18 protein-coding genes and 4 tRNA genes are annotated in these 21,874 nt (G+C 37.0%); 9 read left to right on the top strand and 13 right to left on the bottom strand.

Translation table 11 applies throughout. The features are described from left to right. Positions 1-46: 46 nt before the first annotated feature. The 3 genes from J3U37_RS01010 to argD all read right to left on the bottom strand — a co-directional run bounded on the left by J3U37_RS01010 (position 47) and on the right by argD (position 2,936). Complete coding sequence (locus J3U37_RS01010; protein ID WP_267372996.1) at positions 47-1,033, bottom strand: serine/threonine protein kinase; 987 nt, start codon at positions 1,031-1,033, stop codon at positions 47-49. A gap of 12 nt (positions 1,034-1,045) precedes the next feature. Further along, on the bottom strand, positions 1,046-1,657 hold the full coding sequence (yihA, locus tag J3U37_RS01015) for a ribosome biogenesis GTP-binding protein YihA/YsxC (protein ID WP_065562307.1): 612 nt from the start codon (positions 1,655-1,657) through the stop codon (positions 1,046-1,048). Positions 1,658-1,724: 67 nt separating this feature from the next. Further along, the gene (gene argD / locus J3U37_RS01020; RefSeq protein WP_267329949.1) at positions 1,725-2,936 is read right to left on the bottom strand and encodes a bifunctional acetylornithine/succinyldiaminopimelate transaminase; all 1,212 of its coding nucleotides are present in this window, start codon (positions 2,934-2,936) and stop codon (positions 1,725-1,727) included. 217 nt (positions 2,937-3,153) lie between these two features. Here argD and J3U37_RS01025 point away from each other — a divergent pair, with 217 nt between their 5' ends. The 5 genes from J3U37_RS01025 (at position 3,154) to pflA (ending at position 8,931) form a co-directional block, all read left to right on the top strand. After that, positions 3,154-3,423: an oxidative damage protection protein gene (locus tag J3U37_RS01025; RefSeq protein WP_220217988.1), complete on the top strand. Its 270-nt coding sequence runs from the start codon at positions 3,154-3,156 to the stop codon at positions 3,421-3,423. 8 nt (positions 3,424-3,431) lie between these two features. Beyond that, the gene (gene mltC / locus J3U37_RS01030; protein ID WP_220217987.1) at positions 3,432-4,502 is read left to right on the top strand and encodes a membrane-bound lytic murein transglycosylase MltC; all 1,071 of its coding nucleotides are present in this window, start codon (positions 3,432-3,434) and stop codon (positions 4,500-4,502) included. A 200-nt stretch (positions 4,503-4,702) separates the two neighbouring features. Beyond that, positions 4,703-5,551, top strand: coding sequence for a formate transporter FocA (focA, locus tag J3U37_RS01035; RefSeq protein ID WP_267372997.1), 849 nt, complete (start codon positions 4,703-4,705; stop codon positions 5,549-5,551). Positions 5,552-5,615: 64 nt separating this feature from the next. Then, positions 5,616-7,898, top strand: coding sequence for a formate C-acetyltransferase (pflB, locus tag J3U37_RS01040; RefSeq protein ID WP_220217985.1), 2,283 nt, complete (start codon positions 5,616-5,618; stop codon positions 7,896-7,898). 274 nt (positions 7,899-8,172) lie between these two features. Further along, positions 8,173-8,931, top strand: a complete 759-nt coding sequence (gene pflA, locus J3U37_RS01045; protein WP_267329950.1) for a pyruvate formate lyase 1-activating protein — start codon at positions 8,173-8,175, stop codon at positions 8,929-8,931. 52 nt (positions 8,932-8,983) lie between these two features. On the opposite strand, the gene rarD is transcribed toward pflA, so the two are convergent. Together rarD and serS are read right to left on the bottom strand one after the other, a co-directional pair. Next, positions 8,984-9,880, bottom strand: coding sequence for an EamA family transporter RarD (rarD, locus tag J3U37_RS01050; RefSeq protein ID WP_267372998.1), 897 nt, complete (start codon positions 9,878-9,880; stop codon positions 8,984-8,986). A gap of 78 nt (positions 9,881-9,958) precedes the next feature. Beyond that, a complete protein-coding gene (gene serS / locus J3U37_RS01055) occupies positions 9,959-11,251 on the bottom strand; it encodes a serine--tRNA ligase (protein WP_220217982.1) in 1,293 nt (430 codons plus the stop codon). 593 nt (positions 11,252-11,844) lie between these two features. Here serS and J3U37_RS01060 point away from each other — a divergent pair. After that, positions 11,845-12,126, top strand: coding sequence for a DUF4190 domain-containing protein (locus tag J3U37_RS01060; protein WP_267372999.1), 282 nt, complete (start codon positions 11,845-11,847; stop codon positions 12,124-12,126). Positions 12,127-12,622: 496 nt separating this feature from the next. Here J3U37_RS01060 and J3U37_RS01065 read toward each other — a convergent pair. The 8 genes from J3U37_RS01065 to recA form a co-directional block, all read right to left on the bottom strand. Then, positions 12,623-12,699: transfer RNA gene (locus J3U37_RS01065), tRNA-Arg, on the bottom strand. A 19-nt stretch (positions 12,700-12,718) separates the two neighbouring features. After that, a tRNA-Arg gene (locus J3U37_RS01070) sits at positions 12,719-12,795 on the bottom strand. A gap of 18 nt (positions 12,796-12,813) precedes the next feature. After that, a tRNA-Arg gene (locus J3U37_RS01075) sits at positions 12,814-12,890 on the bottom strand. 20 nt (positions 12,891-12,910) lie between these two features. Beyond that, positions 12,911-13,003: transfer RNA gene (locus tag J3U37_RS01080), tRNA-Ser, on the bottom strand. 121 nt (positions 13,004-13,124) lie between these two features. Continuing rightward, the gene (gene csrA / locus J3U37_RS01085; RefSeq protein ID WP_220217980.1) at positions 13,125-13,325 is read right to left on the bottom strand and encodes a carbon storage regulator CsrA; all 201 of its coding nucleotides are present in this window, start codon (positions 13,323-13,325) and stop codon (positions 13,125-13,127) included. Positions 13,326-13,465: 140 nt separating this feature from the next. Continuing rightward, positions 13,466-16,099 (bottom strand): alanine--tRNA ligase, encoded by a 2,634-nt coding sequence (gene alaS, locus J3U37_RS01090; protein WP_220217979.1) that lies wholly within the window; start codon positions 16,097-16,099, stop codon positions 13,466-13,468. Between the two features lie 204 nt (positions 16,100-16,303). Next, positions 16,304-16,804 carry a regulatory protein RecX gene (locus J3U37_RS01095; RefSeq protein WP_220217978.1) on the bottom strand — a complete coding sequence of 167 codons (501 nt, stop codon included), beginning with the start codon at positions 16,802-16,804 and terminating at the stop codon, positions 16,304-16,306. Between the two features lie 2 nt (positions 16,805-16,806). Further along, on the bottom strand, positions 16,807-17,850 hold the full coding sequence (recA, locus tag J3U37_RS01100; RefSeq protein WP_220217977.1) for a recombinase RecA: 1,044 nt from the start codon (positions 17,848-17,850) through the stop codon (positions 16,807-16,809). Between the two features lie 518 nt (positions 17,851-18,368). Between recA and J3U37_RS01105 the strand changes: the two genes are divergently transcribed. From J3U37_RS01105 to J3U37_RS01115, 3 genes are read left to right on the top strand one after another with little or no spacing between them, the layout of a single operon-like run. After that, complete coding sequence (locus tag J3U37_RS01105) at positions 18,369-19,616, top strand: PqiA/YebS family transporter subunit (RefSeq protein WP_267373000.1); 1,248 nt, start codon at positions 18,369-18,371, stop codon at positions 19,614-19,616. 10 nt (positions 19,617-19,626) lie between these two features. Next, positions 19,627-21,270 (top strand): intermembrane transport protein PqiB, encoded by a 1,644-nt coding sequence (pqiB, locus tag J3U37_RS01110; protein ID WP_267335055.1) that lies wholly within the window; start codon positions 19,627-19,629, stop codon positions 21,268-21,270. Further along, the gene (locus tag J3U37_RS01115) at positions 21,263-21,847 is read left to right on the top strand and encodes a PqiC family protein (RefSeq protein WP_220217974.1); all 585 of its coding nucleotides are present in this window, start codon (positions 21,263-21,265) and stop codon (positions 21,845-21,847) included. Before pqiB ends, J3U37_RS01115 begins: the two co-directional genes overlap by 8 nt. Positions 21,848-21,874: the final 27 nt, after the last annotated feature.

Genomic DNA, 21,874 nt, shown 5'->3' on the forward strand with positions numbered 1-21,874 from the left:
TGCGATAGAGGTTATTTGGCGTGATTGATTCTTGATACTGCTCAATTTAAAACATTGACATCAATTGTAGCGGTGGTGCTTTAATGGCTTGACTTTGCCGATTAAATTCAGCTAATTGCTGATACCAAAAATCAGCATCGAGTATCCAAGGAAATGCGATTGGAAAAGCTCTGTCTTGCCAACGCTGAACTATCCAAGCTAGGTAGTGCACCATTCTCATTGCTCTAAGTGGTTCAATTAAACTCAGTTGGTTTATATCAAAATGATAAAACTCTTGATAGCATTCAAGAATGCTATCAAGTTGCAATTGTTGCGCTTTTCGATCGCCATTGAGTAACATCCAAATATCTTGAATCGCTGGTCCATTACGTGCATCATCAAAATCGACAAACATGGCACTATCACGCCATAATATATTACCCGCATGGCAATCAGCATGAAGGCGAATTGGTTGCCAATCGGTATGCCAATGCTGCTCAACAATCTGTATTAAGTGGGTTAAACTGGTCTTGAGTTCGTCATGGATTTTCTTAGGGATCAAATTAGAGGTTAACAAAACTTCTTTAGGCTGATAAAGATATTCTTCCAGTCCAATTGTGGGGCGATAAATAAAAGGTTGTTTTGCACCAATTTGATGAATACGTCCCAGCAAAGTGGCTACCGATTCCATTTGCTCGATATTATCACTTTCATATTGCCGTCCTCCTACACTTGGGAACAGAGCAAATAGGTAGCCTTCATATTCATGCAAAGTCTGACCATTAAAGGTTAATGGTGCAGCGACAGGAATATTAGCTTCTGATAGTTGCTTAGTAAATTGATGCTCTTCAAGAATTTGTGCCTGATTCCAACGATAGGGGCGATAGTATTTGGCGACATATCGTATGCGATCCTCATCAGAAAATTGATAGACACGATTTTCATAACTATTTAAAGCAGTCAGCCCGGAATCAACCCGAATACCAACGGTTGCCAAACTAGCAAAAATAACGTCGGGTGATAATGATTGAAATGAAAAGGCTGAACTATCCATTTTAACGTTCCTTTATTGTTGGCTGAACCATTGGTCTAATTTCTGTTTCAAAGGCTCTAAACCGATACGTTTTGGCGATGAAAACGGTGCAACAGTAATATCACCTTGAAAAGGTAAGATAGCTTCTTTAACCATGTTAACCTGTTTTTTTAATGCGCCTGAAGCAAGTTTATCGGCTTTAGTTAACAGTAGCATAACAGGAATATCAACTGATACAGCCCACTCAATCATTTGTTGGTCGAGATCTTTAAGCGGATGCCGAACATCCATTAATACAATTAAGCCTTTTAAACTTTCTCGTTTTTGCAGATATTCGCCTAATGATTTTTGCCATTTGCGTTTAATCGCTTCCGGAACTTGTGCATAACCATAGCCCGGTAAATCGACTAAACGACAATTTTCTTCCACTTCAAATAGGTTAATAAGTTGCGTTCGTCCCGGTGTTTTACTGGTTCTTGCTAAAGATTTTTGATTGGTTAATGTGTTAAGTGCACTTGATTTACCGGCATTAGATCTGCCGGCAAAGGCAACTTCAACGCCACTATCAATTGGTAAATGTGAAATATCGGGTGCACTTAAAATAAAATGCGTTTTAGCATAGTTTAATGGTCGAATGTCGGTCATAAAAAATGTCCTTTAAGTGCATTAACGGCACTTAATCACTTAAAATGCCGTTACTGTATAGAAAAACTTAGGAATTGACAACTTTTTCGACTGCTTTTGACAAGCGTTCCATTCCGGCTTGAATTTCGTTTTCACTGATAATTAAAGACGGTGTAAAACGCAATACATCCGGGCCAGCATTTAAAATCATTACTTTACATTCAGCTGCGGCATTTAAAAAGTCGCGGGCTTTACTGTGATATTCAGGTTGTAAGTAAGCACCTAATAATAGACCTTTGCCACGATACTCCCTAAATACGTTAAATTGTTGATTTATATTTTCAAGATGCTCAATAAATATTGCTCGACGCTTTTCTACACCTGCAAGTACTTCTGGTGAGTTGATAATATCAAACGCTTCACAGCCCACAGCGCAAGCTAAAGGATTTCCGCCATAAGTGGTGCCATGTACACCCGGATGCATAACTGATGCAATATCTTCGGTTGTTAACATCGCACTTATCGGAAAACCGCCACCTAATGCTTTTGCAGAAGTTAAGATATCGGGTATAACGCCATATTGTTGATAGGTATACAAGCTGCCGGTTCGTCCCATTCCGCACTGCACTTCATCAAATACCAGTAGCGCTTTATATTCATCGCATAACGCTCGAACGCCGGTTAAAAATTCAGTTGTTGCTGAACTTAAACCTCCTTCACCTTGTACCGGTTCCAGTACAACTGCACAAGTATGATCATCCATAACCGCTTTAACTGCATCAAGATCATTAAAAGGTACATGGATAATATCTGCCGGTTTGGGTCCAAAACCGTCGGAATATTTAGCCTGCCCACCGACTGAAACAGTAAAAAAAGTTCGCCCATGAAAAGACTGATTGAAAGCGATGATTTTGGTTTTATAAGGACTGTATTTTTGCGTGGCATAATAACGAGCCAATTTGAAAGCTGCTTCATTGGCTTCGGCACCTGAGTTAGCAAAAAAAACACGATCAGCAAAGGTATTATCGATAAGCTTTTTGGCTAAACTTAAAGCCGGTTCGTTAGTAAACACATTGCTAACATGCCATAACTTTTCACTTTGTTGTTGTAGAGCTTTAATCAATCGTGGATGACAGTGCCCCAAAGCGTTAACTGCAATGCCACCGGCAAAATCAATATACTCTTCGCCATTTTGATCCCAAACACGACTACCACTTCCTTTTACCGGAATAAATTGAGCAGGAGCATAAACGGGTAATATCACTTTATCAAATAATTCTCGAGTCACATTGGATTGCATTATTCAGTCCTTATATTCTGTTTTAAGCCTTTTTATTCTATTTTATGCCTTTTTATAAGGGTGTAAAGTAAATATTTATTCATTTATTTTGAATTAAAATTCATTTATGTAACGATTCGGTATAAATTGAGATATTAAATAATTTTATTCTTTTCTCGATTTATTTTCGGTTATAATCAGCGCTTAACAAATAATAGTTTCTAAAACAGGATTAAATATGAGTCGTATTATTTATTGTCATTATTTAAAAAAAGATGCCGAAGGCTTAGACTTTCAGCTCTATCCTGGTGAGCTTGGTAAACGTATCTACAATGAGATTTCCAAAACAGCTTGGCAAGAATGGCTTAAAAAACAAACAATGTTAATTAACGAAAACAAACTTAATATGATGAATGCTGAGCATCGTAAAAAAATTGAATCTGAAATGGTTAAGTTTTTATTTGAAGGTGAAGATGTCGTTATTGATGGGTATAAACCAGAACATTGAGAGCTAACATGAAAAATAAAATAAAAATTATTACACTGCTGGTAACAGTAAGTCTTTTAACCGCTTGTCCCGGTCCTAATTCAAAGAAAGAAGATGAAGATTATTATGTTAAAGATACCAATGCATTTAATATCTTAATAAGTCAATATGCGAATAATATAGAACAGATTTGGGGACCAAAAGAAGTGCTTATTGCCGGGCCCAAAGATTATGTGCAATATGAAGATAATTTAAGAACACGGGTGCATATTAACTTTGTTTCCGGCGTTATTACCATTGAAACGTTATCCGATACGCCGGAAATTAATTTAAAAGAGGCAATTGTCTCAACACTATTGATGCCTGAACCGGTCGAGATTATTCGACGAGATAAAGTTAGCCAAGATTTATCAGAAGAACCCTTTTTATATAATCAGGTATTAGACCAAGATCGCCAACCAATACGTTGGAGCGGGCGAGCCAATAGTTTTGCTGATTATCTGATAAGCAATAACATGAAAACCCGTAACTCCGGTTCACATAGAATCACTTACGTTGAAATTAAACTCGTTCCCAACCATATCAACCAACGTGCTCGAAAATTCCTACCGCTTGTCACTCAAGCTTCTAACCGCTACTTAATTGATGAGCGATTAATTTTAGCTATTATGGAAGTTGAATCAGCATTTAACCCATTTGCGGTAAGTCGAACTGATGCGCTAGGGCTTATGCAAGTTCAACAACATACCGCTGGTCGTGATATCTTCAAGTTACGGGGTAAATCGGGTGAACCGAGCCGACAATATTTACTTGACCCTCGTAATAATGTTGATATGGGAACAGCTTATTTGTCATTGCTGAAAACGAAATATTTAGCCGGTATTAATAATCCTATCTCATTAAGATATGCCATGATCACATCTTACAATGGTGGTGCAGGAAGTGTATTAAGAACTTTCTCAAGTGATCGTAATGAGGCTATTAATATAATTAACTCAATGACCCCACAACAAGTGTATCGAAAACTGGTAACATCGCACGTATCTCAAGAGTCACGTAACTATTTAATAAAAGTCAGTAAGATACTCGACAATAGATAATCTTTGCTAGTAATCGCCGTAAGCCATTTTATCTTCCCTAATCATGGTTAGATAAGGTGGTTATGCGGTTGAGCCTTGATTTTCGCTCTCACAATGTTTTTTTAAGTTTTAAAGTTTTTTAACAAAAAAAACGTGATCTGCTTCAAATTTTGAGTATACTATGCGTCTCATAAAACCCTAGTTTTTTTGAGGATGTCAACTTGAGTAATGATAAGCTTGTGGACTCGTTATCTCCCGCACAAATGACCCAAATTGCCGAAGAGATTGGCAATTACAAAGTAAATAAACACCCTAGTAGCACAATTCTTTCAGCCATCATTGCCGGTGTTTTCATTTCAATCGCTTTTGTTTTTTATATCACTGTTACAACCGGAACGGCAACCGTTGCTTTTGGTTTAGCAAAATTGGTTGGTGGTATCTGTTTCTCGTTAGGACTGATGCTTGTTGTTTGTTGTGGCGCTGATCTTTTTACTTCTACCGTACTGACAATTTTGCCGAGAATGACGCGCAAAGTCAGTTGGTTTAAAATGATACGCAATTGGATTTTTGTGTATATTGGTAACTTTATTGGTGCTATACTGTTTGTTGCAGTTATCTGGTTTTCCGGACAGTATATGGTAGCTAATGGATTGTGGGGCTTGAATGTACTACAGACCGCTGATCATAAATTACATCACACATTTGTTGAGGCCGTATTTCTGGGCTTACTTGCTAATTTAATGGTGTGTTTAGCGGCTTGGATGAGCTATGCTGGTCGCAGTTTATTAGATAAGATGTTAATCATGGTATTACCGGTGGCGATGTTTGTTGCAAGTGGTTTTGAACATAGTATTGCCAATATGTTTATGATCCCTATGGGTATTGTGATTAATAATTTTGCTTCTCCTGAGTTTTGGACGGCAGTTGGCGTTTCACCCGATGCGTTTAAAGAATTAACAGTTGAGCATTTTATATTGAATAATTTAATTCCTGTGACAATCGGGAATATTTTGGGTGGTTTAGCAGTAGCGCTACCTTATTGGGCTTTATATTTACGTAAGCCACATTGATTTTATAATATCTGCCCTTATGTATGAGTAGATAGATATTTTTGTAAACCTGAGGTGAAAAACTATGAGTAATTTAAACGAAGTACAAGCAACTGCTTGGAAAGGATTTAAAGATGGTGATTGGCAAAATAATGTTAATGTCCGCGATTTCATTCAAAAGAACTACACGCCATATGAAGGTGATGAGTCTTTCTTAGCGGGCGCAACGGATGCGACAACTAAGTTATGGGCTAAGGTAATGGAAGGCATTAAAGTTGAAAATGCTACCCATGCTCCTGTGGATTTTGATACAAGTGTTATTTCGACAATTACTGCTCATGATGCAGGTTACATTGAAAAAGATTTAGAAAAGATTGTTGGCTTACAAACTGAAAAACCATTAAAACGTGCGATTATCCCGTTTGGTGGAATCAAAATGATCGAGAATTCTTGTAAAGCATACAACAGAACGCTTGATCCATTAGTCAAAAAAATCTTTACTGACTATCGTAAAACACATAACCAAGGTGTGTTTGACATCTATACTCCGGATATCCTTCGTTGTCGTAAATCAGGTGTTATCACTGGTCTTCCAGATGCTTATGGTCGTGGTCGTATCATTGGTGACTACCGTCGTGTTGCGCTTTACGGTATCGACTTTTTAATGCAAGATAAATTTGCACAATTCAACTCACTACAAGCTGATTTCGAAAATGGTGTTGACTTAGCTATGACTATGCAACGTCGTGAAGAAATCGCTGAACAACATCGTGCTCTTGGTCAAATCAAAGAAATGGCAGCTAAATATGGCTACGACATCTCTGGTCCAGCTAAAACAGCTCAAGAAGCGGTGCAATGGACATACTTCGGTTACTTAGCGGCAGTTAAATCTCAAAACGGTGCGGCAATGTCTCTTGGTCGTACTTCTACATTCTTTGATATCTACTTCCAACGTGACCTTGAAGCAGGCTTAATTACTGAACAAGACGCTCAAGAAATTGTTGACCATTTCGTTATGAAATTACGTATGGTTCGTTTCTTACGTACGCCTGAATATGATGAATTATTCTCTGGTGACCCAATTTGGGCAACTGAATCAATCGCAGGTATGGGTGTTGACGGACGTACTTTAGTTACTAAAACTTCATTCCGTTTCTTAAATACACTATATACAATGGGTCCTTCACCTGAGCCTAACATGACTATTCTTTGGTCAGAACAGTTACCAAGTGGATTTAAAGAGTTCGCATCTAAAGTATCTATTGATACCTCATCATTACAATATGAAAATGATGATTTAATGCGTCCTGACTTTAATAACGATGACTATGCAATCGCATGTTGTGTAAGCCCGATGATTGTTGGTAAACAAATGCAATTCTTCGGCGCACGTGCCAACCTTGCTAAAACTCTTCTATACGCAATCAATGGCGGTGTGGACGAAAAACTTAAAATGCAAGTTGGACCAAAAGAAGATCCAATCACTGACGAATACCTTGATTTTGACAAAGTATTTGCTCGTTTAGATCACTTTATGGATTGGTTAGCAAAACAATACGTAACTGCACTAAATGCAATTCACTATATGCATGACAAATACAGCTACGAAGCATCATTAATGGCACTACACGATCGTGACGTTATTCGTACAATGGCATGTGGTATTGCTGGTCTATCGGTTGCTGCTGACTCATTATCTGCTATTAAATATGCAAAAGTGAAAACAATTCGTGATGAAGACGGTTTAGCTGTAGATTTTGAAATCGAAGGTGAATACCCACAATTCGGTAACAATGATCCACGTGTAGACGATATCGCAGTTGATTTAGTTGAACGTTTCATGAAGAAAATCCAAAAACTTAAAACTTATCGTAATGCAATTCCTACACAATCTGTTTTAACCATTACTTCAAACGTTGTTTATGGTAAGAAAACAGGTAACACTCCAGACGGTCGTCGTGCTGGTGCACCATTTGGACCAGGTGCTAACCCAATGCACGGACGTGACCAAAAAGGTGCGGTTGCTTCATTAACATCTGTTGCTAAACTACCATTTGCTTATGCTAAAGACGGTATTTCTTATACATTCTCTATCGTACCAAATGCGTTAGGTAAAGATGATAGTGCACGTAAACGTAACTTAGCTGGTTTAATGGATGGTTACTTCCACCACGAAGCAACTGTTGAAGGTGGTCAGCACTTAAATGTTAACGTTTTAAACCGTGAAACATTATTAGATGCAATGGAACATCCTGAAAAATATCCACAATTAACTATTCGTGTTTCTGGATATGCAGTACGTTTTAACTCATTAACTAAAGAACAACAAAAAGACGTTATTACACGTACTTTTACTCAGTCAATGTAATTTAGTTAACTGATACTGACTTGAAATAGCGCCTCATTAAGGCGCTATTTTTTTATCAGCATAAGCTTAAGCTTTGCAAACACCATAACAACGCTATAAAAAAATAGCGTTTTTTAACCGATATTGAGCGTTATTTTCATCATTGGTTTTAATAAGCGATTATCCGATTAATACAATTGGTGTAAGAAAGTATCATATGAGTTAAAATACCTAAAACGATAAAAAAAGTAATATGAGCAATTACTAGAGAACTTTTATGGAACAAAATATTATTATGACAACAAAGCAACCAATCAAAGGTCGCATCCACTCCTATGAGTCATTTGGTACTGTAGATGGGCCGGGTATACGTTTCATTGTTTTTTTTCAGGGTTGCTTGATGCGTTGCTTATACTGCCACAACCGAGATACCTGGGATTTAAAAGCTGGCCGTGAAGTCACTGTTGACGAACTGATGAAAGAGATCGTTACTTACAAAAGTTTTATTATGCCTAATGGCGGGGGCGTAACCGCTTCTGGCGGCGAAGCGACACTACAATCTGAGTTTATTACTGAATGGTTTAAAGCTTGTCATCAAGAAGGTATTCATACATGCTTAGATACCAATGGTTATGCAAGACAGTTAGATCATACAGTTGAAGCACTTATGGAAGTGACAGACTTAGTCATGTTAGATCTTAAACAAATCAATGATGAAATACATCAGAAACTAGTTGGCGTACCTAATAAACGTGTGCTCGAGTTTGCTAAATATCTACAAAAAATTAATAAGCGAACATGGATACGATATGTGGTCGTTCCGGGGTGGACTGATGATGATAATTCAGCACATCTTTTAGGGCAATTTATTCAAGGTATGGAGAATATTGAGCGAGTAGAGTTATTACCCTATCATAAAATGGGCGCTTACAAATGGGATACAATAGGGGATAAATATCAGTTAGAAGGGGTAGAGGCGCCACCACGAGAAACCTTAGACAGAATACAACAGATCATAGAAAGTTATGGTCAATCGGTTACATTTAGTAAATAACATGATAATAAAAAAGGTACCAGCTAGGGTGCCTTTTTAGTTGCTATCTTTTTTATTTAATTCTTTTACGCTTTATTGCCCGCAAAACAAAAATCGTTCCCTCCAACGCAAGTACACATACTGACAACCAAATAAAGCCGTAAGAGATAATATGTTGTGCCGAGATCGATTCATGCAAAAATAGGACTGACACAAGCGTTAATAAAACGGGTTCAACATATCCAAGCAAACCAAATAATCCCAAAGGTAATAGTCGTCTAGCTAAAAAGTACATAGCAAAAGCGATAGCAGTAATGATCCCCAGCATTGGGATAAAAATGTGAAAGTGCGTAATATCTCTCACAATCTGGCTAAATGGGTAATTAAAGGCGAAATAAATCACGCAGCCAATAAATATAAAAAAGAAGTCGGAAAAGGTGCCACAAATCCCTTCTATTTGCAATTTACGGCGTGTAATAAAGTAAATGGGGTAACCCAATGCAACCACTGCTGTTTCCCACGAAAATGCGCCTGTGGTATAGATTTCAACGGCTACGCCGATAGCAGCAAGGCAAACAGCAATTTTTTGCAAAAAGCTGAGTTTTTCCTGGTAAAAAATCTGACCTGAAATCACCATGGTTAATGGTAATAAGAAATAACCTAAAGAAGCCGATAATCCATGCCCATTAAGCGGTGCCCAAATGAAAATTAACATCTGAATAGTTAACAATAGGGAGGAAAATATCAATCCGGCTAAAATCATCGGTTGCTCTCTAATACGCTTAAATAGAGCTCCAATTGCAGGCCACTGGTGTTCAATAAAGACTAACACTACTATGGCTGGAAACGAGGTTAATAAACGCCAGCAAAAGATGTCAACCACAGGAAGAGGCTGTAGCAAAACCGGATAGTAGTAAAGTAAGCCAAAAAGGCATGATGCGAGTATTGAAAGAACAACACCTTTAATCATTTTTTCACCTTTCATAAAAAAATAGCGCTAATTAATAGCGCTAAAATGAAGTAAGCAAACTTTTAGTAAATAACAGGGTTAACCTATCACTTCAACACCATTCATATATGGCACTAAAACAGAAGGAACTTTAATGCTTCCGTCTGCCTGTTGGTAGTTTTCCATGATTGCCACTAATGTACGCCCAACAGCTAATCCAGAGCCATTTAAGGTATGGACTAAATAGGTTTTGTTATCCGCTTTATTGCGATATCGAGCTTGCATTCGGCGAGCTTGGAAATCCCACATATTAGAACAAGACGATATTTCTCGATAAGTGTTTTGAGCCGGTACCCAAACTTCAAGATCGTAAGTTTTGCATGAACCAAAGCCCATATCGCCAGTACACAATACGATTTTACGGTATGGCAATTCAAGTAGCTGTAAAACCTTTTCCGCATGCGCTGTCAGCTCTTCTAAAGCTTTCATTGATTCTTCCGGTTTAACAATTTGCACAAGTTCGACTTTATCAAACTGATGCATACGAATTAAGCCACGGGTATCTTTGCCATAAGAGCCTGCTTCAGAACGGAAACAAGGTGTATGAGCAGTCATTTTCATCGGAAGCTGGCTTTCATCAAGTATCTCATCACGCACTAAGTTAGTTACCGGCACTTCTGCGGTCGGAATTAATGCATAATTACTGCTATCGGCCTCTTCATCTAAAGGTTTCGTATGGAACAAATCACCGGCAAATTTCGGTAATTGACCAGTACCAAATAGGGTTGCTTTGTTAACAAGGTAAGGTACATAGATTTCAGCGTAACCATGTTGCTCAGTGTGCAGATCTAACATGAACTGTGTAATCGCACGATGTAAACGGGCAATTTGCGAACGCATTACAACAAAGCGTGCGCCGGTAAGCTTAACCCCTGCTGCAAAGTCGAGACCGCCAAAACGCTCGCCTAATGCGACATGGTCTTGAACAGGAAAGTCGAAAGTTCTTGGCGTACCAAAACGTGAGATCTCAACGTTATCATTTTCGTCTTTACCGTCCGGCACAGAATCATCAGGGATATTTGGTATGTTTGCGGCAATATCTTTGATTTGGTTAAGCAGGATTTCAAGCTCTGCTTTAGCGGTATTGAGTTTATCGCCGAGTTTATTCACTTCTTCACGTACGGCGGTAATATCCTCGCCACGTGCTTTAGCTTCACCAATAGCTTTAGAACGAGCATTACGCTCTGCTTGTAAGCTTTCAGTTTCAACTTGTAATACTTTGCGTTTCTCTTCTAGTTGACCTAGGGTATCAACATCTAACTTAAATCCACGACGTGCTAATTTTTTAGCGACAAGATCCAATTCATTTCGAAGTAAATTTGGGTCCAACATAAAAAAAGTCCATTATGATTAATTAAAGGTATCTATCTACTTTAATGGTTATTTTATTATAGCAACGAGTATATTTAAAATAAAAAAAGCAGACTAAATATAAATATTTAAAATGTGAGCTTAGTATACTCGATTTATATCGGGATTCAACCGAAGCGGTACACCCAAAAAAATCTAACTGATGTTCGTCAATCTATGTAGTTCAATTGGATAAAAATAATTTTTATAAAACTATTTTTTCTTACTTATACTGCTGAATATTTTATCTTGACTATTATTCATAAAAGAAAAAACAAATACAAGTTATTAACAATCATTTTTTAGTAAAATTTATAATACCAATGCTACATTCTGTAGTTGAAGTCTATTTTTCTGTATTTCAAAGTGTAAATCAACTTTTAACCCATTTATTTAATGTTATATGTATACTTTTGCTGATCCAAATCTTATAAAAATATTTAATGGAAAAAATAAATTATTATCATTTGCATTGGTAAAGTGGAATCTATCTTGAATTGATCTGCTAAACCGATAATAATATACTTAGTCACATTTTGTCTTACTTTTCGAAACCTTTACGGAGCAAAAGATAAGTGAATCAACGACAATATCAAGTAATAAGTGGTTTAGCTATAGCTGGGATGACTTGTGGAATTATATCACTAATTCCTCTCGGTCATATAAGCATTATATTAGCTGTTATAGCTATAGTATTAAGTGCAGTTGCTAAGAGTGATATAAAAGCTAGTAATAAAAGGGGTTCCAGTTTTGCAACGGTAGGAATAGTTTGTGGAGTCATTACCCTTGTATTTTGGTTTTTGTTCATTCTGGCAATAGGCAGTGTAATGCTTTCAGTTATTTCTTCTCATGCATAAAGAATAAAGTTACGGTGAATTAAAAGCTGACAACGTCAGTTTATTATAAATACAAGATTGTATTCTAATAAATACCCAACAGTTTCAGTGATAAATGCATTTCATATCAAATATTCAATATATTGGCTTCTCAATATTTAATTCTTTAATTTCATCATTGAAAGTATAAACAAAGCTTTTAAGTAATTATTTTAGTTTGTCCTTGATGTTCTTTTTATAACTTTATTTTTTTAAGTCGATGTACTTTAATTTTATTATTGCCAATTTAAAATTTAAGCTTGTACGAAGCTTTTTAAGAGCGGGTAGGGTAATATTTAAGGTAAAACAGAAAAAGCTTTGTATAGTGATTTATAGCATTCAACGTTTTTAAAATAGTTTGTAGTCCTAATAAGCTATAAAAAGTAAATAGCATTGTTAATGAGTATAACCTTTTATGATATTCAATATAACGTTTAATTGGCATTATAAATTGAAGAAGGTTTTTAGGATGCTTAAATGGCGCACCCGAAGGGATTCGAACCCCTGACCGCTCGGTTCGAAGCCGAGTGCTCTATCCAGCTGAGCTACGGATGCGTGCAAGTTCGTAAAAAAATGGTGCATCCGAAGGGATTCGAACCCCTGACCGCCCGGTTCGTAGCCGGGTACTCTATCCAGCTGAGCTACGGATGCGTTTTGAATTTTTTAAAATGGTGCATCCGAAGGGATTCGAACCCCTGACCGCCCGGTTCGTAGCCGGGTACTCTATCCAGCTGAGCTACGGATGCATATTTTAATTTTTTAAAAATGGCGGTGAGAGAGGGATTCGAACCCTCGATGCAGCTTTTGACCGCATACTCCCTTAGCAGGGGAGCGCCTTCAGCCTCTCGGCCATCTCACCAAAACAACTACGATTATGTTTGAACAAAATCATAATGTGTGGCGCACATATTACGTTCTAGAAAAAATAAGTCAAACATTTTTTCGCTTATGCGCGCTAGTTGTTTATTTCCTGCCCAATATTACTCTTTGGGCTCAGTAGATTCATCATTTTTGTCTTGCGATTGATGAATTCTATTGTAGATTTCTTCTCTATGAATAGAAACTTCTTTAGGTGCGTTAATACCAATTCTGACCTGATTACCCTTCACGCCTAAAATGGTAATAACAACATCGTCACCAATGATAAGTGTTTCACCTACTCTCCTAGTTAAAATTAACATTAGATCTCCTAATATCAGTTAAGTATATATCCAAACAATTTTAAGATATAGCTTCGTCAGCCTTCCATCAATAAGACAGAAAGACGGAATTTTACAGAATATACCCAATGTTTAATTAACAATCACTTGAGTATATCTGGCTAACTTGCTTGTAATTTATTACTGATTTCCTTTTTTACAGAAGATAACGCTTCTGGTAACGCCGAAAGATCCATTCCACCTGCTTGGGCGAAATCAGGCCGCCCACCGCCCTTACCACCTACTTTTAATGCTAATTGAGAAACTAATTCGCCAGCTTTAACAATACCGATTAAGTCATTGGTAACACCAGCCGCTAAATTGATTTTACCGTCGTTAACAGCCGCTAAAATAATAACACCGGTTTTTAATTGATTTTTAAGATCATCAATCATTGAGCGTAATAATTTAGCTTCGACGTTATCAAGTTTAGCAATTAGTATATTTTTATTATTAACTGTTATGCATTGATCCAGTAATTGCGCACTTTGTTGGCTAGCTTTTTGTGCTTTTAACTGTTCAATGGTTTTTTCTAACAGTTTTGTTTGTTCGAGCATTTGCTCAATTCGTGATAATAAGGCTGCTTTATCACTTTTTACCAATTGTCCAATTTGCGTTAACAAATGAGATTCATGGTGAATATAATCCATCGCATTTTGACCGGTTGTAGCCTCAATACGACGTACTCCTGATGCAATGCTTGATTCAGAAGTTATTTTAAATAATCCTATATCTCCAGTTCTATCTACGTGTGTTCCTCCACAAAGTTCAATTGAGAAATCACCCATTGTCAGAACCCTAACTATATCCTCATACTTTTCACCAAATAACGCCATAGCACCTCTATCTTTAGCATCTTGAATTGGCATTAATTCAATATCTACTATCAAATTACGACGTATTTGTTGATTGACAAGGTTTTCAATTTCAGTGATCTGCTCCGGCGTAATGGCTTGATTATGTGAAAAGTCAAAACGCAGATAGCTGTCATTAACTAATGAACCTTTCTGATGAACATGATTACCTAAAATTTGTTGTAGTGCTGCTTGCAGTAAATGTGTTGCTGAATGATTACGACGAATACGATCACGTATTTCAATATCAATAGCTGCAGTCACTATATCACCAACTTTTAAAGATCCTTTAACGATCTTACCTATATGGCCAATGCTTTTACCATATTTTTGACTGTCGGTAACTTTAAACTCAAGGTTTGCAGCCGTTAGTAAGCCTTTATCACCCACTTGGCCGCCTGATTCGCCATAAAATGGCGTTTTGTCTAAAACAACAATGGCTTGTTCGCCGCTATCAATACTTTGAACTTTTTGGCCATTTTGGAAAATTGCGATCACTTTGCCGGATGCTTCTGTGGCTTGGTAACCTAAAAACTCTGTTTGGTCGTCGAGCTTAATGACGTTACTATAATCAACACTAAAAGAACTTGATTCACGAGCTCGTTTACGTTGCTCTTCCATGCATCGATTAAATCCGTCTTCATCGATAGTGATATTTTTTTCTCGACAAACATCAGCCGTTAAATCTAATGGGAATCCATAAGTATCATAAAGTTTAAACGCCACATCGCCAGGTAAGACAGAATCTGAGATTTTACCTAGTTCTTGATCTAACATCAATAAACCGCGTTCAAGCGTTTTTAAGAACTGTTCTTCTTCAATTTTAAGGGTGTCTTCAACCAATTTTTGGTTTTTGGCTAACTCAACCGCAGCACTACCCATAACTTCAATTAGTGATTTCACTAATTTATAGAAGAATATATCTTTAGCACCTAGCATATGCCCGTGGCGTACTGCTCGGCGAATAATGCGACGTAAAACGTAACCACGACCTTCATTAGACGGCACCACACCGTCAGATACTAAAAACGCGCAAGAGCGAATATGGTCGGCAATAACACGTAATGATTTACTTTCTAAGTCGTTGGTCTGAATAATTTCAGCAGCATCTTTAATTAACTTTTTAAACAGGTCAATATCGTAATTAGAATTGACATGCTGTAAAACGGCGGCAATACGTTCTAAGCCCATGCCGGTATCAACCGACGGTTTAGGTAGTGGCTCCATGGTGCCATCTGGTAAGCGATTGAATTGCATAAACACCAGATTCCAAATTTCGATAAATCTGTCACCGTCTTCATCGGCACTACCCGGTGGGCCACCATAAATATGATCGCCATGGTCATAGAAAATTTCAGTACAAGGACCACAAGGGCCGGTATCACCCATTTGCCAGAAGTTATCTGATGCATACGGCGCACCTTTGTTATCGCCGATGCGAATTATGCGCTCTTGTGGTACACCAATCTCATTTTGCCAGATATCGTAAGCTTCATCATCGGTAGCATAAACAGTGACGGTTAGTTTTTCTTTCGGTAAATTAAACCACTGTTTGCTGGTTAATAATTCCCAGGCAAAATGGATTGCGTCACGTTTAAAATAGTCACCGAAACTAAAATTTCCAAGCATTTCAAAAAATGTATGGTGACGAGCTGTATAACCAACGTTATCTAAATCATTATGTTTACCGCCTGCACGAACACAACGTTGTGATGTCGTTGCTCTGGTATAAGGGCGTTTATCAATACCGAGAAAAACATCTTTAAATTGATTCATTCCCGCATTTGTAAATAAAAGAGTTGGATCATTGTGTGGAACAAGGGAACTACTTGCGACAATTTCGTGTCCTTTGCTATGGAAAAAGTCAAGAAAACTTTGACGAATTTCTGCAGTACTTTTCATTTATGCTTCCATATTAAACGATAAATTTTTAAACATAGTAATATACCCGTTACAACTTAAGTTGAAAAGTAAATATTCTTATTACAGCGGTTGATCTAGTTACTTTTATAAGTAAATAAGGAATAAAATTAAATGATCTAGCGAGCTTTATTCGTAATGGGTACGGCTTAGTTTTATGTGTTGTATTGTAGGGACTATACTTATTTAAGTCAATAAAGTATACATAGTTTTTACATCACTTTGTGTATAACCTCGGTAAATTAAAAACTGAATACTTTTTTGTTTTTGCAGATTATTTTTAAGATCGATTTGTTTAAACTTTTTCTGTAATTGTTGATAAGCCAGCGCTGCCCAATCAATATCCGATGCATTCAAAAGCTGACGACTCACCTGTTCTGGTAAACCACGTTGTTTTAACTCAACTGCGATTTTTTGTCTGCCATAACCTTTGTTAGCGCGCATGGTAATGTATTTTTCGATATATTGTGTATCATTTATCCAATTTTGACAAATGCAATATTCAATTGTGTGGCTAATCTCTTGTTTTAATTGCTGTTTAAGTTCCGGATAATCTTCATCATCACGATTTAATTTTCGGGAAAAAAACAAGACAAGTTTTTGGGTTAATTCGTAGGATGAGTGATCACGCTGTGCAAGTAATTGCACAGCTTTATTTAAAATTGATTTATCGAGCTTTTGGTCCATTATTAAAAGCTTTCTTCCTCGGTTATTGTCTCTTGGTCGTCAGCAGAAAATACCGCTGGGCTGTTGAGTAATAAGTCACGAAGTTTGGCTTCTAGTTCGTTAGCAACTTCAGGGTGTTCTTGTAAAAACTTAATGGAATTAGCTTTACCTTGACCAACTTTTTCACCGTTATAGCTGTACCAAGCACCAGCTTTATCCACTAATTTATGTTTAACACCTAAATCAATTAATTCGCCTTCTTTGGAGATACCACAACCATAAAGAATTTGGAATTCAGCTTGTCTAAATGGCGCCGCCACTTTATTTTTAACGACTTTGACACGGGTATCACTACCAATCACATCTTCGCCTTCTTTAACAGCACCGGTACGACGGATATCTAAACGCACAGAGGCGTAGAATTTTAGGGCATTACCACCCGTTGTTGTTTCCGGATTACCGAACATAACGCCGATTTTCATACGAATTTGGTTAATGAAAACAACTAAGCAGTTGGCGTTTTTAATATTGGCGGTTAATTTTCGTAATGCTTGAGACATCAATCTTGCTTGTAAGCCCATATGAGAGTCACCCATTTCGCCTTCGATTTCGGCTTTTGGTGTTAATGCAGCAACGGAGTCAACAATAATGACATCAACAGCACCAGAGCGAACCAGTGCATCACAAATTTCTAGCGCTTGTTCGCCAGTATCAGGTTGTGAAACTAATAGATCATCAACTTGCACGCCTAATTTAGCAGCATAAATTGGATCTAATGCATGTTCAGCATCAATAAATGCACATGTTTTCCCTTCTTTTTGGGCTTGCGCAATAACCGATAAGGTTAGTGTTGTTTTACCGGAAGATTCTGGCCCAAAGATTTCAACGATTCTACCCATTGGCAAACCACCGATACCTAGTGCTATATCGAGTCCTAAGGAGCCAGTAGAAACCGCATCAACATCTAGCGTTTGGGTATCACCTAAACGCATAATTGAACCTTTACCAAATTGTTTTTCGATTTGACTTAATGCAGCTGAAAGTGCACGTTGTTTGTTTTCATTCATATTATAAAATTCCAATGAGTAAGGATATGAGGCATATTATACTGTATTGTTATACAGTATCAAGCTTTTTTTATACACATTAATCATTTAGTTAATGCTTATTGGTAAAGTAGGGGATTAATAGAGAGACAGGCTATATGTGATCTGACAAGCTAACGGATATTACGTGTAGAAAATCGAACCATTTTACCACAATTTGAACGGCCGTGATTGTAACAATATTTATCAACACGCCATTTAACCGTCACCTTTTATTGGTATTGAGATTGGATGAGCTAAAAGGTCGATAATCACCAAGCTAAAATAATCAATTTTGACGATTTTTACCGTTAACACTTTCTTTAAAAAACACCATTTGATATGATGAGTGGATAAGTTTTAATCATTTATAATCGATTAAAGTGGTGATCACTCTTCATTGCTGTATAAAATTTAATTATTCAGTTTTCTACATAAACGTTATACTATTCTGAAATATCTTTACATATAAATATCAATCTAAGAGATGAAATTAAATAATGGTCTTTGATAAACAACATTATGCTTTATGTTCGCATTGTGATTTAGTCATTGAACTGACAAATGTTGGTATGGGGCACAAAGCCATTTGCCCGCGATGTCATACCACCTTAGCTAAAAATAATATTCAGATGAAATTACGAGCAAGCATGTATGCAATTTGTTCTTTAATTATGATTATTATCGCCTGCGGCTTTATCTTTATTGATATACGATTAGTCGGTAATTTTAATGGCGTGAGTGTTTTAGACATTCCTCAGATCTTATATGTAGACAAATATAGTTATATTTCAGCGCTGTTTATTTTTTTCGTATTAGTTTTTCCTGTATTAAACTTATTAATTATTATTTTACTCTGCTCGAAGTTAACTTTAACAAAGTATCGTAAACGGGATTTTCTAATCGTTTATGAAAAATTTCAACACTGGTGTATGCCGGAAATTTTTCTGACTGGTGTGTTGGTGAGTTTTGTTAAATTGATGAGTTATGGCAATATCGGTGTAACCGGGACTTTTTGGGCGTTTTGTTTATTTGTCTTTTTTTATATTAAAGCCACGGTTATTTTTACGCCCGAAACGATTTGGAATGAGATTCTTACCAATAATTTTGCATCTAATACCTTAAAGACAGGCAAAACCGGTATTAGCCAACATTTAAAACTTTGTACCTGTTGTCAGGCTATTTTGCCGGCGCATTATGTTAAATGCCCAAGATGTAAACAAAAGAGTGAACTAAGAGGGCGAAGCAAAATACAGTGGACAATAGCGCTATTGGTTACCTCTTTAATTATTTACATCCCGGCGAATGTATTTGGGATTATGATAACTGTCGTGTTTGGCTCGTCATCTTCATCGACCATTATGGATGGGGTGATATATATGTGGCAAGCGGGCGATATTCCTGTTGCTTTGGTGATTTTTACCGCCAGTGTGGTGATTCCCATTTTAAAGATCATATCATTAAGCTGGCTTTGTTATTTTGCTTTAGCAGTGAAACATAAAAATAAACACGATTGCCTAAAAATGAAGAAATTATATAATGCGGTTGAATTTATTGGTAAATGGTCAATGATTGACATTTTTGTTGTATCAGTCGTCTGCTCATTAGTCAGAAGCCAACAAATGATGGGCGTTTATCCCGATATTGGTGTGACTTTTTTTGCAACGGTGGTCATTATTACTATGATCGCATCGCAAAAGTTTGATCCTCGTTTAATTTGGGATCACACCGATAAAAAAATAAAATAATAGGAACAATATGGTAACAACAAGTAAATCAGCAAAAATTATTAAAATTAGAGCCATTTCAGCAATATGGATTATTCCTATTGTTACAGCCATTGTTGGGCTTTGGATTATCTATTCTCATTTTGCTGACCGAGGCACCTCTTTTACTTTACTGGCAAAAGATGCAAGTGGCATTGTGGCCGGTAAAACGGTGATAAAAAATCGGAGTGTCGATGTGGGTATTGTCGATGAAGTTACCCTGTCTGACGATTTTAAACAAGTTGTCATCAAAGGTCGTATCTATAATGATATGGAACCTTTGTTAAAAAATGATTCTATCTTTTGGGTGGTTAAACCCGAAATTGGTCGCGATGGTGTGACCGGCTTAGGTACTATTTTATCGGGCGTCTATATTGAATTAGCCGCCGGCAATGATACACATAGTTTCAAAAATAATCCTTTTACCCTATCTGATAACCCGCCATTATCTGACCCAAGTATAAAAGGTATTCGATTATATTTAGAGAGCGATCAAAATGGGGTTGTTCCTCGTGGTGCTTCGGTGATGTTTAAAGGTTATCGTGTTGGTAATGTCGAAACCTCTGAATTTGATGTCGAAAACCGAAGAATGAAATATCAAGTTTTTATCACTACACCTTATGACTCATTAGTAACCGAAAATGTCAGATTTTGGAAAGAAGGGGGCGTTAATTTCTCGTTATCTTCTCAAGGTGCCAGCCTTGATTTACCTTCTTTAGATGTCCTTATGTCCGGTGGTATTAGTTTTGACTTACCTGACGGCGCAAAATTAGGCAACCCGGCTAAGCAGTACGATGTGTATAAATTGTATGAAGGTAAAAAATCAATTCAAGATTCTCAATATACCAATTATAAAGAGTTTCTTATCATGCTTAATGATTCAATATCGGGATTATCTGAAGGAACATCCGTTGAGTATCATGGTATAAGACTTGGTACCGTGAGCAAAGTTCCGTTTTATACCCCGGATATGTTGAAAAGCACGTCAATTTTAAATCAAAAAGTGCCAGTGTTAATTAGAATAGAGCCGGATCGTTTATCGGAATTAGTCGATGATAAAATTGACATTGCCAATTTGATTATTGAAGAGCAAAAAAATGGTTTAAGAGCTTCATTGAAAACTTCAAACATGTTCACTGGTGCGCTGTATATTGATTTGGATTTTTATCCTGACTTAAAAGATAAATACGATCCAAATTTAGCGCATCAATATGGTTATGATACCATTGAAGCAACGTCGACCGGATTTGCTCAAATACAAGCTAAAATATTGCATCTATTGGATAATTTTAATAATTTACCACTCAATAACACCATGACTGAGTTTAATCAATCCTTAGCGTCAAGCCAGCGTTTAATGGATTCATTAAATAAAATTATGGCGAGTAAAGAGATGCAAAATATGCCAAAAGAGTTACAAAAGACAATACGGTCTTTAAATGAAACCATGAAAGGATTGCAACCGGGTTCAGAACTGAATAACCAGATGAAAGAGAGTTTACAAAAAGCTCAACAGGTTATGGATGAATTAACACCGTTACTTAAGACGCTCAACAGTAAAAGTAATGCGTTGATTTTTTCAGCCCCAAATAAAAAAGACGAAGAACCTAAAGCAAGAGGAATAAACAATGAATAAATTTATCAAGACGTTAGTTGTCACGGCATGTTTAACGACAACCGGGTTATTAGCCGGCTGTTCATCGAAATCGATTGGTAAGAGTTATTATCAACTTTCCAGTAACATTAGTAATGTGCTTACCCAAACTATGCAAACCAAGAAAAACTTTATGTGGATTGAGTCGGTTGAGGTTGCTGATTTTCTCAATAAACCGGGCATTGTTTTGCAAACAAGAGACATAAATTATGTTACTGCCAATAACCATTTATGGGTATCAACACTTTCGCAACAATTACGCGATCGTTTAGAACAAGACTTAATGCGATTGTTGCCAAATTATTTGGTATCAAATCAAGCTATCGCAACGCCAACACTTAGAGTAAAACTCTATATTGATGCTTTTTACGGTAGTTATACCGGTGATGCAGTGATAAAAGGTCGCTGGGTAGTGGGTGATAGCAGAGATAGACTCTATACTAAAGCTTTTGAGCGCCATGTTCCACTGACGAGAAATGGTTATGATGCATTAGTTAAAGCCCTATCAAGAGGTTGGCAAGATATCGAGTTCGATTTTGCTAATTCGATTAGACAATAAGCTAGCTCTAAACATTCCGTCAAGTTA

This window comes from Gilliamella sp. B3172, assembly GCF_026536465.1.
GTDB lineage: Bacteria > Pseudomonadota > Gammaproteobacteria > Enterobacterales > Orbaceae > Gilliamella.

Bases quoted from the DNA above. Each gene is read 5' to 3' on its own strand.
- J3U37_RS01010 (WP_267372996.1), bottom strand. From the start codon at position 1,033: ATGGATAGTTCAGCCTTTTCATTTCAATCATTATCACCCGACGTTATT.
- yihA (WP_065562307.1), bottom strand. From the start codon at position 1,657: ATGACCGACATTCGACCATTAAACTATGCTAAAACGCATTTTATTTTA.
- argD (WP_267329949.1), bottom strand. From the start codon at position 2,936: ATGCAATCCAATGTGACTCGAGAATTATTTGATAAAGTGATATTACCC.
- J3U37_RS01025 (WP_220217988.1), top strand. From the start codon at position 3,154: ATGAGTCGTATTATTTATTGTCATTATTTAAAAAAAGATGCCGAAGGC.
- mltC (WP_220217987.1), top strand. From the start codon at position 3,432: ATGAAAAATAAAATAAAAATTATTACACTGCTGGTAACAGTAAGTCTT.
- pflB (WP_220217985.1), top strand. From the start codon at position 5,616: ATGAGTAATTTAAACGAAGTACAAGCAACTGCTTGGAAAGGATTTAAA.
- pflA (WP_267329950.1), top strand. From the start codon at position 8,173: ATGACAACAAAGCAACCAATCAAAGGTCGCATCCACTCCTATGAGTCA.
- rarD (WP_267372998.1), bottom strand. From the start codon at position 9,880: ATGATTAAAGGTGTTGTTCTTTCAATACTCGCATCATGCCTTTTTGGC.
- serS (WP_220217982.1), bottom strand. From the start codon at position 11,251: ATGTTGGACCCAAATTTACTTCGAAATGAATTGGATCTTGTCGCTAAA.
- csrA (WP_220217980.1), bottom strand. From the start codon at position 13,325: ATGTTAATTTTAACTAGGAGAGTAGGTGAAACACTTATCATTGGTGAC.
- alaS (WP_220217979.1), bottom strand. From the start codon at position 16,099: ATGAAAAGTACTGCAGAAATTCGTCAAAGTTTTCTTGACTTTTTCCAT.
- J3U37_RS01095 (WP_220217978.1), bottom strand. From the start codon at position 16,804: ATGGACCAAAAGCTCGATAAATCAATTTTAAATAAAGCTGTGCAATTA.
- recA (WP_220217977.1), bottom strand. From the start codon at position 17,850: ATGAATGAAAACAAACAACGTGCACTTTCAGCTGCATTAAGTCAAATC.
- J3U37_RS01105 (WP_267373000.1), top strand. From the start codon at position 18,369: ATGGTCTTTGATAAACAACATTATGCTTTATGTTCGCATTGTGATTTA.
- pqiB (WP_267335055.1), top strand. From the start codon at position 19,627: ATGGTAACAACAAGTAAATCAGCAAAAATTATTAAAATTAGAGCCATT.
- J3U37_RS01115 (WP_220217974.1), top strand. From the start codon at position 21,263: ATGAATAAATTTATCAAGACGTTAGTTGTCACGGCATGTTTAACGACA.